General features: G+C 42.6%; 14 protein-coding genes. 2 read left to right on the top strand and 12 right to left on the bottom strand.

The features are described 5' to 3' along the window. The first annotated feature begins 201 nt into the window (after positions 1 to 201). Positions 202 to 2,241: a bifunctional tRNA (5-methylaminomethyl-2-thiouridine)(34)-methyltransferase MnmD/FAD-dependent 5-carboxymethylaminomethyl-2-thiouridine(34) oxidoreductase MnmC gene (gene mnmC / locus PSF31_RS15645; RefSeq protein ID WP_096864915.1), complete on the top strand. Its 2,040-nt coding sequence runs from the start codon at positions 202 to 204 to the stop codon at positions 2,239 to 2,241. Between the two features lie 4 nt (positions 2,242 to 2,245). On the opposite strand, the gene PSF31_RS15640 is transcribed toward mnmC, so the two are convergent. The 11 genes from PSF31_RS15640 to hutI form a co-directional block, all read right to left on the bottom strand. Further along, complete coding sequence (locus PSF31_RS15640; RefSeq protein ID WP_096864914.1) at positions 2,246 to 2,761, bottom strand: GNAT family N-acetyltransferase; 516 nt, start codon at positions 2,759 to 2,761, stop codon at positions 2,246 to 2,248. Between the two features lie 72 nt (positions 2,762 to 2,833). Continuing rightward, entirely contained in the window at positions 2,834 to 3,106 is a 273-nt protein-coding gene (locus PSF31_RS15635; RefSeq protein WP_004257217.1) for a YfcL family protein, read from the bottom strand. Positions 3,107 to 3,134: 28 nt separating this feature from the next. Then, the gene (locus tag PSF31_RS15630) at positions 3,135 to 3,683 is read right to left on the bottom strand and encodes an elongation factor P hydroxylase (protein WP_004257212.1); all 549 of its coding nucleotides are present in this window, start codon (positions 3,681 to 3,683) and stop codon (positions 3,135 to 3,137) included. Positions 3,684 to 3,700: 17 nt separating this feature from the next. Continuing rightward, positions 3,701 to 4,504, bottom strand: a complete 804-nt coding sequence (locus PSF31_RS15625; protein ID WP_004257209.1) for a TSUP family transporter — start codon at positions 4,502 to 4,504, stop codon at positions 3,701 to 3,703. Between the two features lie 177 nt (positions 4,505 to 4,681). Then, positions 4,682 to 5,770 carry a chorismate synthase gene (gene aroC / locus PSF31_RS15620; protein WP_004257206.1) on the bottom strand — a complete coding sequence of 363 codons (1,089 nt, stop codon included), beginning with the start codon at positions 5,768 to 5,770 and terminating at the stop codon, positions 4,682 to 4,684. A 115-nt stretch (positions 5,771 to 5,885) separates the two neighbouring features. Beyond that, the gene (gene prmB, locus PSF31_RS15615; protein ID WP_004257202.1) at positions 5,886 to 6,818 is read right to left on the bottom strand and encodes a 50S ribosomal protein L3 N(5)-glutamine methyltransferase; all 933 of its coding nucleotides are present in this window, start codon (positions 6,816 to 6,818) and stop codon (positions 5,886 to 5,888) included. A gap of 212 nt (positions 6,819 to 7,030) precedes the next feature. Beyond that, positions 7,031 to 8,422: an amino acid permease gene (locus tag PSF31_RS15610; protein WP_272683210.1), complete on the bottom strand. Its 1,392-nt coding sequence runs from the start codon at positions 8,420 to 8,422 to the stop codon at positions 7,031 to 7,033. Between the two features lie 89 nt (positions 8,423 to 8,511). After that, positions 8,512 to 10,044, bottom strand: coding sequence for a histidine ammonia-lyase (gene hutH, locus PSF31_RS15605; protein WP_164561095.1), 1,533 nt, complete (start codon positions 10,042 to 10,044; stop codon positions 8,512 to 8,514). Positions 10,045 to 10,055: 11 nt separating this feature from the next. Continuing rightward, positions 10,056 to 11,735: a urocanate hydratase gene (gene hutU, locus PSF31_RS15600; RefSeq protein WP_096864913.1), complete on the bottom strand. Its 1,680-nt coding sequence runs from the start codon at positions 11,733 to 11,735 to the stop codon at positions 10,056 to 10,058. Positions 11,736 to 12,057: 322 nt separating this feature from the next. Continuing rightward, positions 12,058 to 12,795, bottom strand: coding sequence for a histidine utilization repressor (gene hutC, locus PSF31_RS15595; protein WP_176489325.1), 738 nt, complete (start codon positions 12,793 to 12,795; stop codon positions 12,058 to 12,060). A gap of 270 nt (positions 12,796 to 13,065) precedes the next feature. Then, the gene (gene hutI, locus PSF31_RS15590) at positions 13,066 to 14,304 is read right to left on the bottom strand and encodes an imidazolonepropionase (protein WP_096864912.1); all 1,239 of its coding nucleotides are present in this window, start codon (positions 14,302 to 14,304) and stop codon (positions 13,066 to 13,068) included. Positions 14,305 to 14,531: 227 nt separating this feature from the next. Here hutI and smrB point away from each other — a divergent pair, with 227 nt between their 5' ends. Further along, on the top strand, positions 14,532 to 15,074 hold the full coding sequence (smrB, locus tag PSF31_RS15585) for an endonuclease SmrB (protein WP_004257192.1): 543 nt from the start codon (positions 14,532 to 14,534) through the stop codon (positions 15,072 to 15,074). Between the two features lie 19 nt (positions 15,075 to 15,093). Here smrB and sixA read toward each other — a convergent pair whose 3' ends face one another. Next, a complete protein-coding gene (gene sixA, locus PSF31_RS15580) occupies positions 15,094 to 15,576 on the bottom strand; it encodes a phosphohistidine phosphatase SixA (RefSeq protein WP_096864911.1) in 483 nt (160 codons plus the stop codon). Positions 15,577 to 15,889 lie beyond the last annotated feature (313 nt).

The raw sequence follows: 15,889 nt of genomic DNA, 5'->3' as shown, positions 1-15,889 counted from the left end.
TCGTTACCTCATGTCTATAATTATATGATTGCGGGATTACAGGTTGTCACTTTAGCTTACACTTGTACGCTGAACAAGTCCGATCAGGGTAAATATTTGTATTTTTTTCTTTATGACGCCAATAAGACTTTTTTATGACGGTAGCCTTACACCCATATCAGCGGTAAAATTTAGGTATTAAATAAAGAATGTAGGCTTATTGTGAAAAAGAACGCTGTACAAACCGCACGCCTAAGTTGGAATGACGAAGGCACACCCATGTCTGAACAGTTTGCAGATATCTATTTTTCTAACCAAGATGGCTTAGAAGAGGCTCGTCATGTGTTTTTGCAAGGAAATCATTTTCCTGATCGCTTCGCGACACACCCTTTCACAACCTGTGTGATTGCCGAAACTGGCTTTGGTACTGGGTTGAATTTTTTAGCATTATGGCAATCTTTTAAACAATTTAAAGCAGAAAATCCAAACGCAAAATTGCAACAATTACATTTTATTAGTTTTGAAAAATACCCATTAATACAATCTGACTTAATGACAGCCCACCAATGTTGGCCTGAACTGAGCAGCTTCTCACAATCCCTTTGTAAAAATTGGCCACAAGCCTTACCGGGTAACCAGCGGATCATGTTAGAAAATGGTAGCGTGATATTAGATTTATGGTTTGGTGATGTAAATGAGCAAATATCTTTACTAAAAAACAATTTAAACAATAAGATAGATGCTTGGTTTTTAGATGGTTTCGCTCCCTCAAAAAATCCCGAAATGTGGAGTGAACAACTGTTCACTAATATGGCAAAATTCGCCCGCCTCAATGGAACTTTTGCAACATTTACCGTGGCAGGTTCCGTTAAACGAGGCCTGCAACAAGCTGGCTTTACCCTTAAAAAAGTCAAAGGCTTTGGTAACAAACGAGAAATGTTAACTGGGGTCTTAGCTGAAAAAGAAATTGATATCCCAACGCCTTGGTTTGCCAGAAAAAGCGCAGATAACCCAACTGATGTCGCTATCATTGGTGGTGGGCTTGCCAGTTTAACAGCGGCCTACGCCCTTCATAACCGCGGTGCTAAAGTCACCTTATACTGCCAAGATGCACAAGTTGCGCAGAATGCTTCGGGCAATCGCCAAGGGGCTATTTACCCCTTACTCACCGGCAATAACGACCCACTCGAACGTTTTTTTGTCAGCGCTTTCCCCTTTGCCTCTCGCTTTTATCACCAATTAGCAAAACAAGGGCTCGCGTTTGAAGGGCAATGGTGTGGCGTGAGCCAATTAGCCTATAACGACAAAGTGGCTCGCAAGATAGCGGGAATGCTAGGAACCGAATGGCCGACTGATTTTGCTATTGGTAAAAATCGTCAGCAACTGAGTGATATTTGCGGCGTTGATGTCAACCATGATGGCATTCATTATGCGTCTGGAGGATGGCTGTGCCCTGCCCAGCTTTGTGAGAGTTTACAACAATATTTACAACAGCAGGGTATTACCTTCTGTTTTGAACATAATGTCGTTGAATTAAAACAAACAGAACAAGATTGGCAGTTATTCATTGAAACCGCACAACACAAACAGCTAACACGTGTTCACTCAACTGTCATTATTGCTAATGGGCACAAGCTGCGCCAATTTGCTCAAACCGTTAATTTACCTATTTCGCCTGTGCGAGGGCAAGTCAGCCATATTCCAACCAATCACACCCTACAACAACTGAAAAATGTTCTGTGCTTTGAAGGCTATTTAACCCCTGCCGATGCCACGGGTACACAACATTGCTTAGGTGCTAGCTACCAACGTGAACGACTTGATTTCGATTATAGTGAAGAGGAACAGCAAGGGAACCGCCAAAAGCTGGTTGATAACCTACCCGATGTAACTTGGCCTAAGGATATCGATATTTCTCAACAACGTTCACGCCAAGGTATTCGTTGTGTTATTCGCGACCATTTTCCGTTATTAGGCAATGTGCCTGATTTCGAACAACATGTGGCACTCTATCACAATTTGCCCACTCAAATTGCCAAAGAACAGCCTATTGCACTCGCTCCAGTGCACCCAAATTTATTTATTTTTGGTGCATTAGGGTCAAGAGGGTTATCAACCGCACCACTTTGCGCAGAATTGCTTGCGGCGCAAATTTTTGGGGAAGTACTCCCCCTAGACGATGAAACTCTTGCAGAACTCAACCCAAACCGTTTTTGGGTAAGGAAATTATTATTAGGTCGCCCTATTAAACTCCCTTATTAATGCATTAAGTTAATGAGATAGCCATTGCACAACGGCCTTCAGCAGCAAACCCTGCATCGACCTCAGACTGTAAAATAGCCTGTAGTTCGGTGGTTAGCTCATTATCTTCAAGAATTTTAAAACCCAAGCGTTGGTAATAAGGTGCATTCCAAGGCACATCGCGGCAAGTGGTCAATGTCACTACCGTGATATTACGTGCCAAAGCAGCATCAAGAACCTGCTTAATCAGCTTTTTACCCAGCCCGCGTCCTTGCCATGGCTGGCAAACAGAAACCTCACAAATATGCAGGCTAGTATGATGATCTTCAGCATTGATAAAACCAATTGGTTCATCACAATCATTCACTGCTACCCACTCTAATTGCTCAGAAATAAAATCGAGGTGGTCTTGCTCCGTTTGCCCATCACCTTCAGCAAGCCATTTATATTTTTCGATACTCGTAAATGCCTGGCCTGCGGAGACTTCCACCGGAGGAAGATATTTGGCATCAAGGGGGGTTGCTAAACGAATATTCGCCATAATTTTTACTCGCAACAAAATTTAGCTAACAAAAAAGCGGGTTTCCCCGCTTTTCATGCAGAACTCAACAAATTAAATGGCGTTATTTAATAAGTTTTTCCACATATCTAAAACCAGTACTTGGTCTGGTGGTGTCAATTCGCCAGCTTTGATGGCATTTTGAATACTGACTTCGACACGTTGATATAATGCTTCAGAACTGGTTTCGTTTTCTTCTTCCAGTTCAGCCACAGCAAGGGTTAAGTGACCACGCAAATAGCCGCCAGCGAAGAGTTCATCATCGCTCGCGTGTTCAACCATATCATCAATTTTCGTTAGTATGCGTGTTTCTAAATCCGCAAGCATGCTTAATCCTTACTTAAATGTGTGTTCATTAGGCAAAAATATCTTCCGGATAAGGAAAAGCTTCTGCACAAAGAGGTGGCGTATTGTAAAACAATTGTAACGCATTAATAAAGCGTAATGGCCGTTCAGGGATGCCATTTTCTAAATAAAGCATGACTTGTGCATGAACTTTGCGCATAAACGCAATACGATCAGGCTCAAAATCCCCCTCTAAGTTGTCACAACTGACATTAAATGGAATGCCAACGGCAACACAAAACAGCCAGTCCAACGCTTGGGGCTTGATTTCCACCACTTCAAACTCACACTGTGTTTTTTCATCTCGCCCATCTGGGCAATACCAATAACCGTAATCGACTTGCTGACGTCTTGCCTCCCCAGCAATACACCAATGTGAGATTTCATGCAGCGCACTGGTGAAAAAGCCGTGTGCAAAGACGATCCGGTGATAAGGTACTGCCTCATCTGCGGGTAAATAAATGGGTTCATCATCCCCTTTTACCAGCTTGGTGTTATATGTCACACCAAAACATTCATCAAAGATATTGATTAGATCCTGATAATTATGTGTACTCATGAATAATTTAAATCATCTTAAAATAATGAGAGAAACCAAGCTTTAATCACGTCACCATGGCTATCATGGAGTAATTTAATACTCATCAGTAACGAAATCACCACGATCATCGGCCTGATCAGTTTTTGTCCTTTAGTTAAGACCAAACGCGCACCTAAACGAGCGCCAACCATTTGGCCGATTAGCATAACAAAACCTAAGGCCCAAAGAACATGACCCCCGATAATAAAGAACACTAAAGAGCCAAAATTAGAGGCAAAATTAAGTAACTTCGCATGCGCGGTAGCTTTGGCAAGATTATAACCAAGCAACAAAACATAACCCAATGCCAAAAATGAACCGGTTCCGGGACCAAAGGCACCATCATAAAAACCCAGCGTCATCCCAATTGCCACCCCGAAGAAAGGCATACTGATACGCTGTTGGCGGTCTTGTACACCAATTGATGGCGTCAATAAAAAGTATAAGCCGACACAAATCACCAAGATGGGTAATAGCTGTTTTAAGAACGCGGTATCAATCATTTGAATGACAATCGCACCCAGCATGGCACCAATCATGGTCATAATGAACGGAAACAGTTGTGCTCGTAAATCTATGGCTTTGCGCCTAACAAAATAGAGCGTTGAAGAAAACGAACCGCCAACCGCTTGCAACTTATTGGTTGCTAAAGCTTCAACAGGTGTTATTCCCACAGATAACAGGGCTGGGATCGTTAATAACCCACCACCACCCGCGATGGAGTCAATAAACCCTGCAAACAGCGCAACAAAGAAGAGTAAAGCATAAACTTCAGGTGCAACGGCAGTTAGCCAATCCATTTTACTATCCAAAGAGAAGAAATATCATGATGTTGATGTGAATATATCGCCAGTCAGGTTTGGTGATATCACAACCTAGATGAGGTATTTTTAGGAGGCTTCATCCGAACCTTCATCATCAACAAAGCGACCTTATAGGCCGCTCTGTTGTCACTACATAAAACACAGTAAAACCGATTACTCAAAAGGTTCCATTGCTGGCGTTACATCCGCACACTGGCCACGATGACGTAAATAGTGGTCCATTAGAACAATCGCCATCATTGCTTCCGCAATCGGTACCGCGCGAATGCCTACACAAGGGTCATGACGCCCTTTGGTGATCATTTCCACTTCCTCGCCATCACGGTTTAATGTTTTACCTGAAACGGTAATACTGGATGTCGGCTTTAACGCAATATGTGCAATGATAGGCTGACTACTGCTAATACCGCCTAAAATACCGCCTGCATGGTTTGATGTGAAACCATTTCGTGTAATTTCATCACGGTTTTCGCTGCCTTTAAGCGCAATAACACCGAAGCCATCACCAATTTCCACCCCTTTCACTGCATTAATACTCATTAATGCATGAGCGAGATCGGCATCTAATCGGTCAAATACGGGCTCACCTAAGCCTGCAGGCACATGCTCTGCAATGACAGTAATTTTAGCGCCAATCGAATCACCTTCTTTCTTTAAACCGCGCAATAATTCGTCAAGAGCCTCTAATTTGCTTGGATCTGGACAGAAAAATGGGTTTTCTTCGACAATTGACCAGTCTTTAATTTCACAAGCGACGGAGCCCATTTGCGTTAAGCAGCCATGAATCTGCACACCAAGCTTTTCTTGTAAATATTTTTTCGCAATCGCGCCTGCCGCAACACGCATTGCCGTTTCACGTGCTGATGAGCGGCCACCACCACGGTAATCACGCTGGCCGTATTTTTGTTCGTAAGTGTAATCCGCATGGCCCGGCCTAAACACGTCTTTGATTGCACCATAATCTTGCGAACGCTGGTCAGTATTTTCAATCAATAAACCGATGCTGGTTCCGGTTGTTACCCCATTAAATACACCCGATAAAATCTTTACTTGGTCAGGTTCACGACGCGCAGTCGTATAACGTGATGTTCCTGGACGGCGACGGTCTAAATCTTTTTGTAAATCTGCTTCTGTTAGTGCTAAGCCTGGGGGAACCCCATCGACGATGCAACCTAATGCAACCCCGTGTGATTCCCCAAATGTGGTCACACGAAACAGCTGCCCAATTGAATTTCCTGCCATCGGAGTTTCCTATTCTAAGCCATTCTTGTTTTACCAAGAATTTTGGTTGTTAGTTATTATATCGTTGTGTCGTTATTATTGATTACATGATCTTGGAACATCACGCAACTGTTGATTAATCGATATAAAGCTCAAAATGTGCGTGGTGCTCAACAAGTTGTTCACGTGTTAACATAAACACACCATCACCGCCGTATTCGAAGTCCAGCCAAATAAATGGAATTTCAGGGTATTGTTCAATTAAATGAACCATACTGTTACCCACTTCGCACACTAACACCCCTTCTTCCGTCAGAAAACGCGGGGCATTCGCTAAAATACGGCGTACCAGTTTCAAACCATCACTTCCAGCAGCCAGTGCTAATTCAGGCTCGACACGAAACTCTTCTGGTAAATCGTCCATATCTTCCGCATCAACATACGGTGGGTTCGTCACGATCAGGTCATATTTAACCTCTGGCATATCACGGAATAAGTCAGAACGAATCGGTATCACACGGTGTTCTAAACCATGATTGGCAATATTTTGTTCAGCCACCGCCAGCACATCACTTGAAATATCAACCGCATCAACTTCTGCATCAGGGAACTCATAAGCACAAGCAATCGCAATACAACCACTTCCGGTACATAAATCAAGAATGGTTTGCGGTTCATCAGCCACTAAGCCAACAAAGTGGTTATTGATTAACTCACCAATTGGCGAGCGAGGGATAAGCACACGTTCATCAACATAAAATTCATGACCACAGAACCATGAACGATTTGTCAGGTATGCAACTGGAATACGCTCATTGATGCGGCGTAAAACACGCTCAATAATACGGTGACGCTCTGTTGGCGTTAAACGGGATGTTAACAGCTCATCGGGCAGGTCTAGAGGCAAGTAAAGTGTTGGTAACACCAGTTGTAGCGCCTCATCCCATGGGTTATCTGTACCGTGGCCATAGTACACATTAGCCGCATTAAAGCGGCTCATCGTCCAACGCAAAATATCTTGAATGGTATGAAGTTCTGCAACGGCTTCATCAACGAAAATCTTTTCCAAGAAGGGGTTCTCCAGCCTGTATTTTGAAAGGGAATATATGAATAGTTAAAGTTTGCCACGAAGTGAAAGACAAATCAGCAGATTAATATAATAAAATTTGCCCAAAAAGTCTGGTTATCGCGCTTATTAATGAATGCGGTGATGTAAAAACGCCCTTTATTTTAGCTAAAGGGCGTGAGAAAAATAACAAGCTCAGTAAGAAAGTAACAATATTAGCTTTCGTTTTGCAGCACGACTTCCGCCTCTTTCGTAGGTTTTTTGACCCAAAGTGCATAGGCGATAGCCAGTAATACTAACCAAACAATTCCGACATAGAGTGCAATTCGTGTTGATTCAAAATACCCCAGTACACCAAAAACAAATACCATAAATGCGATGGCTAGAATAGGTGCGACAGGCCACATAGGCACAGGGAATTTTAATTGGCTAATTTCTTCTGGTGACATTTTTTTACGCATTGCAAACTGTGACAGTAAAATCATCAACCATACCCAAATGGTGGCAAATGTTGCAATTGACGCAATCACTACAAACACATCATCAGGAATGACATAATTCAATACCACTCCGACTAACAGCACCGCAACCATGACTAATACCGTCATCCAAGGTACACCATTTTTTGTCAGCTTGGTAAAGGCTTTTGGCGCTTGTCCTTCATGTGCCATGCCATACATCATACGCCCAGCACCAAATATATCACTGTTAATCGCCGAAATTGCCGCCGTGATCACCACAATATTTAAGATATTCGCTGCAGATTGAATACCTAAGCTGTCGAAAATTTGCACAAATGGGCTACCTTGCTGCCCAATTTGGTTCCACGGGTAAATGCACATTAAGACAAATAAGGTCAGGACATAAAACAGTAAGATGCGAATTGGCACGGCATTAATCGCTCTTGGGATAGTGGTTTCCGGGTTTTTCGCTTCACTCGCGGTAATACCAATAACTTCAATTCCCCCAAACGCAAACATCACCACGGCAAAGGAAGCAATCACCCCACCAATACCATTTGGCATAAACCCATCGTGAATAAATAAGTTTGATACCCCAACCGCATGGTCTGCCGCTTGGCCAAAGCCAAACATCATAATGGCTGCACCACCAACAATCATTGCAATAATCGCAATAACTTTAATGATTGAAAGCCAAAACTCCATTTCGCCGAAAGTTTTCACGTGGCATAGGTTTATTGCACCAATAAAGAAAATAATGCTCAACACCCAGATCCACTGCGCAACCTCCGGAAACCACAGTTTCATATAAACACCAAATGCTGTCACGTCCGCCAAGCAAACAATAAGCATTTCAAAAACATAGGTCCAACCCGCAAAAAAACCGGCTCTCGGCCCTAAATAATGACTAGCATACTGTGAGAACGACCCAGCAAGTGGCCGATGGACCGCCATTTCACCCAACGCTCTCATAACCATAAACACTGCGGCACCGCCGATAATATAGGCGAGTAATACCGCGGGACCAGCGGTTTCTATTGCTTTCGCTGAACCATAAAACAAACCTGTACCAATCGCAGAACCTAAAGCCATAAATCGAATGTGGCACGCAGAAAGCCCTCGCGCAAGTTGTGATGTGCTTTGCATGATTTATCCTTCGTATTATTTTATTGTCGTGCAGATAAATACTTCAGGCGGCCAGTACATTGCCGGCCACCTTTTATTTGCTTGATAGACTAGTTAGGGAAAACAGTGCCGTCCTTAAAAAGCGCGGACAGTTTATATTGGTTAATTAAATTAATTGCCGCTTCAATATCAGGGGCAAAATAACGGTCTTTATCATAGTAAGCCACTTGGTCACGTAATGTTTTACGTGCTTTCTCCAAGGTTTCACTCGATTTCAAACCTTCGCGGAAATCCATTCCCTGACACGCTGAAAGCCATTCAATGGCTAAAATACCCGTGACATTCTTTGCCATTTCCCATAAACGACGACCCGCGGCAGGCGCCATCGAGACATGGTCTTCTTGGTTGGCTGATGTCGGCAGGCTATCAACACTCGAAGGATGGGCTAATGCTTTGTTTTCACTGGCTAATGCAGCCGCGGTGACTTGAGCTATCATAAAACCTGAGTTAACCCCCCCATTATTCACTAAGAAAGGAGGCAACTGTGACATGTGGGTATCCATCAATAATGCAATACGGCGTTCAGATAACGCACCGATTTCCGCTAACGCAAGCGCAATATTATCGGCTGCCATAGCAACAGGCTCTGCATGGAAGTTACCACCTGAAATAATATCGCCATTATCGGTAAAGACTAGCGGGTTATCCGACACGGCATTTGATTCAATTAAAATCACTTCAGCGGCTTGGCGAATTTGGGTTAAACAAGCCCCCATCACTTGTGGCTGACAACGTAGTGAATAAGGGTCTTGCACTTTCACGCAGTTCTCATGGGACTTCGCCAACTCACTAGTCGGTGATAAAACATCACGGAACATCGCCGCAACATCAATTTGCCCTTTTTGCCCTCGAACCTCTTGCACGCGAGCATCGAACGGTTTACGAGAGCCCAGTGTGGCTTCAACACTAAGCGCACCACAAACAATGCCAGATAACAGCAATTTTTCTGCTTCAAATAACCCTTTCAACGCGAAAGCCGTGGAGGTTTGCGTACCGTTTAATAGGGCTAAGCCTTCTTTAGCTTCCAATTTTAGCGGGGTCAACCCTGCTTTTTCTAACGCTTTCTTCGCTGAAATCCATTTGCCTTCATAGCGGGCTTTCCCTTCTCCTAACAAAATTAGGCTCATATGTGCTAATGGCGCTAAGTCGCCAGAAGCTCCCACAGAACCCTTCGCAGGAATAAATGGATAAACTTGCGCATTCACTAATGCAATCAAGGCATTAATGACTTCAAGACGAATACCCGAGAAACCACGAGCTAAACTATTAATTTTGAGCACCATGATTAAACGTACGAGGTCGTCATCTAACGGCTCGCCAACACCCGCAGCGTGAGACATCACAATAGAGCGTTGTAATGATTGCAAATCTTTAGTCGCAATGCGGGTATTGGCAAGCAAACCAAAACCTGTATTGATACCGTAAGCGGTTCTATCTTCTTCAATAATTTTATTGACCGTTGCAACGCTTTTTTCAATAGCCGCGTGAGCGCGTTTATCCAGTACCACTGTTACTGCCTGTTGGAAAACAATGCGGAGGTCTTCGAGTGTCATTTTTCCTGGGTGAATGGTTAACTTAGTCATCATGGCACTCCTTAACGTGTTTTAATCATTGGTAAATTAAGATTTTTTTCCTGCGCACATGCGATAGCGATGTCATAGCCCGCATCGGCATGGCGCATGACACCGGTTGCCGGGTCATTGTGCAACACTCGGGCAATACGCTCTGCTGCTTCATCCGTTCCATCACACACAATCACTACCCCAGAGTGCTGAGAGAAGCCCATACCTACGCCACCACCGTGATGTAAAGATACCCACGTCGCACCACTGGCTGTATTTAATAACGCATTGAGTAACGGCCAGTCTGAAACGGCATCAGAGCCATCTTTCATGGATTCTGTTTCACGGTTTGGGCTGGCCACTGAACCTGAATCCAGATGGTCACGACCAATAACAATCGGGGCCAAAACCTCACCGCTTCTTACCATCTCATTGAATGCTAAACCTAATTTAGCGCGGTCCCCAAGCCCTACCCAACAAATACGTGCTGGCAAGCCTTGGAAGCTAATACGTTCACGAGCCATATCCAACCAGCGATGTAAATGCTTATCATCCGGTAGCAGCTCTTTCACTTTCGCATCGGTTTTATAGATATCTTCAGGATCCCCTGATAACGCGACCCAGCGGAATGGGCCAACACCGCGGCAAAATAGTGGGCGAATATAAGCAGGCACAAAACCAGGGAAATCAAACGCATTCTCTACGCCCATTTCCAACGCCATTTGGCGAATATTGTTCCCATAATCAAACGTAGGAATGCCTTGTTGTTTGAACGCTAACATGGCTTTAACATGCTCAGCCATAGATTTTTTCGCTGCCAACGCGGTGGCTTGGGGCTCTTGAACACTGCGTTCACGGTACTCTTCCCAGCTCATCCCAATTGGCAAATAACCATTTAGCGGGTCATGAGCACTTGTCTGATCGGTCACCATATCCGGTTTTACACCACGTTTGACAAGCTCAGGAAGAATTTCAGCGGCATTGGCACACAGTGCAATAGAAATGGCTTTTCCTTCCGATGTATATTTTTTAAGACGCGCTAATGCATCATCAAGGTCGGCCGCTTGTTCATCCACATAGTGAGTTCTTAAACGGAAATCAATACGGCTTTGCTGGCACTCAATATTCAATGAGCATGCACCAGCCAATGTTGCAGCAAGAGGTTGCGCTCCCCCCATTCCACCCAAACCTGCAGTCAATACCCAACGCCCGGTTAAATCACCATTAAAGTGCTGACGAGCGGCTTCCACAAAGGTTTCATACGTTCCTTGAACAATGCCTTGGCTACCGATATAAATCCAGCTACCTGCCGTCATTTGCCCATACATGGCGAGGCCTTTCGCATCCAACTCATTGAAATGCTCCCAGTTTGCCCAATGTGGCACTATATTTGAGTTAGCAATTAAAACACGTGGAGCATTTGCATGGGTTTTGAAAACACCGACGGGCTTACCTGACTGAACCAGCAGTGTTTCATCACTCTCGAGTTGTTTTAAGGACTCAACAATTTGGTCATAGCATTGCCAATTACGTGCTGCACGCCCGATACCGCCATAAACCACTAATTCATGAGGATTTTCTGCAACATCAGGATCAAGGTTATTCATTAACATGCGTAATGGGGCTTCTGTCAGCCAACTTTTGGCATTTAATGTGTTTCCCCGCGGCGCCCTAATTTCGATATTTCGATATTTATTATTCAGTGCTGTCACTTGTATACCCTCTTTTATCTGTCCATTAGCTACCTTTTATTGTTCTTATAGATATAGTTGTATATACATGTACGATCAATCAATCTTTTAACATAAAGATTAAAAAAATATGATATAAAAATATTTTTATTCAAATAAAACAATTGGATATAAAATGAACCTGATATTTTTGTGTGTGTTTTTTATTCTAAATATGCTTGTTGGATCACATTTAATTCACAATAAATTCACACGAAATGGGTATGAAAGGAAATCACTCGATACGATAAGCGGAAAATATGTTGTATATCATTCCGCCCATACTTTTACGTGGAGAAATAACTTATGACGTGAAACTACCTTTAAGCTTATAGCGGTGACCAGGAAACAATAGTTTGGTACTTGTCACCGTGAAAGACTGGGACCAAGTACGCCTTGTAATTAACAAACAAGATGCGCCTGTGGTAATTTGCAATAACCTCGCTGAGCGCTCATCTGCCTCTACGGCCTCAACAATATGCTCCCCTTGTGTTAAAGGAGCGACTTGAGACAAATAATCATGCGGTGTAATCGATAAAAAATTTTGCTTTAAATAGTCAGGTGCTGCTAAGGCATTGACATATCTGTCTTCAATTTGTACAGGGACATCATTTTCTAAATGAACAATAATAGAATGAAACACGGCGCTATCTGGGCTGATATTTAATTCATTTGCGAGCGCTGGAGACGCTTGTATTTCTTCGAGTTTAATGATCCTGCAACTGTATTTGTGGTTTCTTGCCAGTATTTCGGCTTCAATACTGTGTATTTCAAATAGTGCGGATTGCCCCTTTGGCTCAGCCACAAATGTTCCCACACCTTGCAAGCGAACCAATAATCCTTCAGCAGTTAATTCGCGTAGTGCTCGGTTAGCGGTCATCCGGCTACATTGAAATTGTGTCACGAGCTCAGACTCAGATGGAATACGGTCATTTGCCTTCCACTCTGCCGTATGGATCTTTTCAATTATCGATTGTTTTACTTGCAAATAGAGTGGGAGCGGTGCCCCCTGTTTATCCTTTTTATCGGCTGTCACAGTCATTTCCAATTTAATGATTAAAATCTTAAGTATTAATATGCTATTCATTGGATAGCATACAACACGACCTTAGTGCTATCGGACATTTTTTATCCTGACAGTCGCGAATAAAAACATCATGCTTAATTATTAAGCATTCACATAATTAAACGATGTAATTTTAATAAAAACAAACAAAAAACAGAAAATATTTAGGGTAAATTGCGGCAAACAACATCATTTACCACTATTAATTATTGTTATTTTCGTAGCTAGAACTGCGGGTCACATATATCACCCGTTTCGATGGGTAATTTTGCCTTCATGCACTCTGATGAACAATGGGTTACTCCCTTGTTCATAAATCATTTCGACAGGCTCTTGCGCATTCCACACAACAAAATCAGCAACAAAGCCCGTTTTCAATTGCCCATGGCTATTTTTACGGCCTAACGCCTTTGCAGCGTTACGTGTCACGCCTGCCCATATCTCCTCCGGTGTCAGCTTAAATAGGACGGCCGCCATATTCATAATAATACGTAATGAGGCAAAAGGACTGGTGCCCGGGTTAAAATCCGTTGAAACTGCCATAGGAACATTGTGTTCCCGCAACAGCTCAATTGGCGGTAACTTGGTTTCCCGTAAAAAATAAAATGCCCCCGGTAATAAAACTGCAACCGTTCCACTCGCTTTAAGTGCTTTAATCCCTTCTAGGTCTAGATATTCAATATGGTCAACTGACAAACCTTTGTAACGAGCAACCAACTCGCTCCCACCTAAGTTTGATAACTGCTCCACATGCCCTTTCACTGGGATCCCTAATTTCTGAGCCGCTGAAAATAATTTTTCACTTTGATAAAGGGAAAACCCCACACTTTCACAGAAAACATCTACCGCCTCAAACAGGCCTTTTTCCCATAATTCAGGCATGATTTTTTGGCAAATCAAATCAATGTATTCATCAGGTCTATCTTTATATTCAACGGGGACAGTGTGAGCGGAAAGCAGGGTTGAACTGCCTGAAATAGGATATTGTGCAGATAACTGTTTCGCGACTTGTAATTGTTTTTCTTCATTTTCATAGTCAAGCCCATAACCTGATTTCATTTCAATACTTGTCACGCCTTCTCGAATTAATGCTTCGAGCCTTGGTTTAGCTCGTTCAAACAATTCGTTCTCGCTCATCTTGCGAGTTTCACGCACAGTAGAATTAATTCCACCACCTTGAGAACTAATGGTTTCATAAGAAACCCCATTCATTCTCTGTTCCCATTCAGACGCTCGGTCACCGCCAAAAACTAAATGAGTATGGCAATCGATTAATCCGGGCGTTATTAATTTACCTTTGACATCAATAACCTGGCAGTCATTTAATTCAACTTCCCGAGAAGGAACAATTGCAACTATTTTATTATCACGGACAACTAAATCATGGTGTTCAACAAGTCCATAAGGGACCGATAGTTCTGGGTCCATAGTGGCAATACGCCCATTACGCCAAACGATATCTTGTGAGTGTGTTTTGAATACCATCGTTTTTCCTATTGTTATTGAATTCAGTTTTAATCATTGTATTAATAAATAGTATAGATATGTATATACAATTAGACTAGCAAGTCCCCTTTTGTCAATGCTTACCTGCAAAAAGGTTATAAATATGTTACTTCACGCGAACAATCTACGATTATCACCATTCATTAAAAATGAGTTACACTAGCAGCAACCAGAAAAATTAATCACAAAAATACATTACTAAAATTATGAAGAAAAAATTTGGTCTAGAAGATGAAGATATTCGTCTTTTCAAAGAAGCCATTAATGGAGCAAAAAAAATCCGTCAGGACCAAGTCCTGCACGCACCTGTACGTGCCAAAGTGACACAAGCATCAAATAAAAAAGTCATGCAAGAACAGGTTGACGCCTCTTTTTATTTTTCAGATGAATTCCAGCCTCAACTTGAAAATGAAGGGCCTACACGTTATTTAAGGCCAGAAGCCAATCCTTATGAATTAAAGAAACTTCGTCGGGGTGACTACGTTCCCGAGTTATTTTTAGATTTGCATGGCTTAACACAAATGGAAGCAAAACAAGAAATTGGCGCGCTTATTGCCGCCTGCAAGCGTGAAAATGTCTATTGTGCCTGCATTATGCACGGCCATGGCAAGCATGTTTTAAAGCAGCAAACACCACTATGGCTTGCCCAACATCCTGATATTATTGCTTTTCACCAAGCACCTAAAGAATGGGGTGGTAATGCTGCCTTATTACTACTTATTGAAACTGCGGAGAGCGCTCGCCGTTAAGCGCTCATACTGTTCTGTATTATTTAGCAAACAGCAATTGTGATGGGCTCAACATCCATTCGAAATGACTTTTCTGATGAGCCACATCAATATCTACGCATGCAATTGTTGATGTGGTGAACATAGGTGGTTCTTTATGTGGACACAGCTCCGATACTAAATAACCAACCAGCGGTAAATGAGATACAACTAATATCGCATTTGCACCTAGCACAGCAAGGTCTCGAATATGATCAGCCACAAATTCAGCATTCCCTCCAGGTGTTAATTGCCCTAAAATTTCCGACTTTGCTGGCAAATCAAGGTATTGACTCACAACCTGCCTAGTTTGTTCGGCTCTTAAATAAGGGCTTACTAACACCGAATCAATCTTAATACCTTGGTTCTGTAACCATTGAGCCATTAATACTGAGTCGTCTTTTCCCTTTTGAGTCAATGGGCGCTCAGCATCGCTAGGCGCTTGTATCGCTGCATCACCGTGACGCATAATGTAAACTTGCATAATCCACCATCTGAGTAACCTACCTTATTAAGGTGGTTATTCTTTTGTTGTTAAGATAATTGTTGTAAAAGTAACCATCAGTTGGGGTGAAATGTGATTCTGCATGAAATGACCAACAAAGAAAATGATTTGGGTAGATTTTTATGTATGTTTCTTTAGCTGGCTATGTTGTGGGCTAAAGTTTGCTATTTATTATCAATCAGTTAAAGATAATATAATTATTTATTCTAATCATGCGAACTTTACTTAAAAAAGCCTGATAACCAAGAATATATTTGGCATCAGGCCTTGACTGGTTTTATTGAATCAAACA

Origin of the sequence: Providencia sp. PROV156 (genome assembly GCF_028480905.1) — a bacterium.
GTDB lineage: Bacteria > Pseudomonadota > Gammaproteobacteria > Enterobacterales > Enterobacteriaceae > Providencia > Providencia hangzhouensis.
This window is presented reverse-complemented; position numbering and strand designations above follow the sequence as displayed.

Excerpts from the sequence above, each read along its gene's own strand:
- PSF31_RS15625 (WP_004257209.1), bottom strand. The coding sequence starts at position 4,504 with ATGGATTGGCTAACTGCCGTTGCACCTGAAGTTTATGCTTTACTCTTC.
- sixA (WP_096864911.1), bottom strand. The coding sequence starts at position 15,576 with ATGCAAGTTTACATTATGCGTCACGGTGATGCAGCGATACAAGCGCCT.
- hutC (WP_176489325.1), bottom strand. The coding sequence starts at position 12,795 with ATGACTGTGACAGCCGATAAAAAGGATAAACAGGGGGCACCGCTCCCA.
- aroC (WP_004257206.1), bottom strand. The coding sequence starts at position 5,770 with ATGGCAGGAAATTCAATTGGGCAGCTGTTTCGTGTGACCACATTTGGG.
- PSF31_RS15610 (WP_272683210.1), bottom strand. The coding sequence starts at position 8,422 with ATGCAAAGCACATCACAACTTGCGCGAGGGCTTTCTGCGTGCCACATT.
- PSF31_RS15630 (WP_004257212.1), bottom strand. The coding sequence starts at position 3,683 with ATGAGTACACATAATTATCAGGATCTAATCAATATCTTTGATGAATGT.
- PSF31_RS15640 (WP_096864914.1), bottom strand. The coding sequence starts at position 2,761 with ATGGCGAATATTCGTTTAGCAACCCCCCTTGATGCCAAATATCTTCCT.
- PSF31_RS15635 (WP_004257217.1), bottom strand. The coding sequence starts at position 3,106 with ATGCTTGCGGATTTAGAAACACGCATACTAACGAAAATTGATGATATG.
- smrB (WP_004257192.1), top strand. The coding sequence starts at position 14,532 with ATGAAGAAAAAATTTGGTCTAGAAGATGAAGATATTCGTCTTTTCAAA.
- hutH (WP_164561095.1), bottom strand. The coding sequence starts at position 10,044 with ATGACTAAGTTAACCATTCACCCAGGAAAAATGACACTCGAAGACCTC.
- hutI (WP_096864912.1), bottom strand. The coding sequence starts at position 14,304 with ATGGTATTCAAAACACACTCACAAGATATCGTTTGGCGTAATGGGCGT.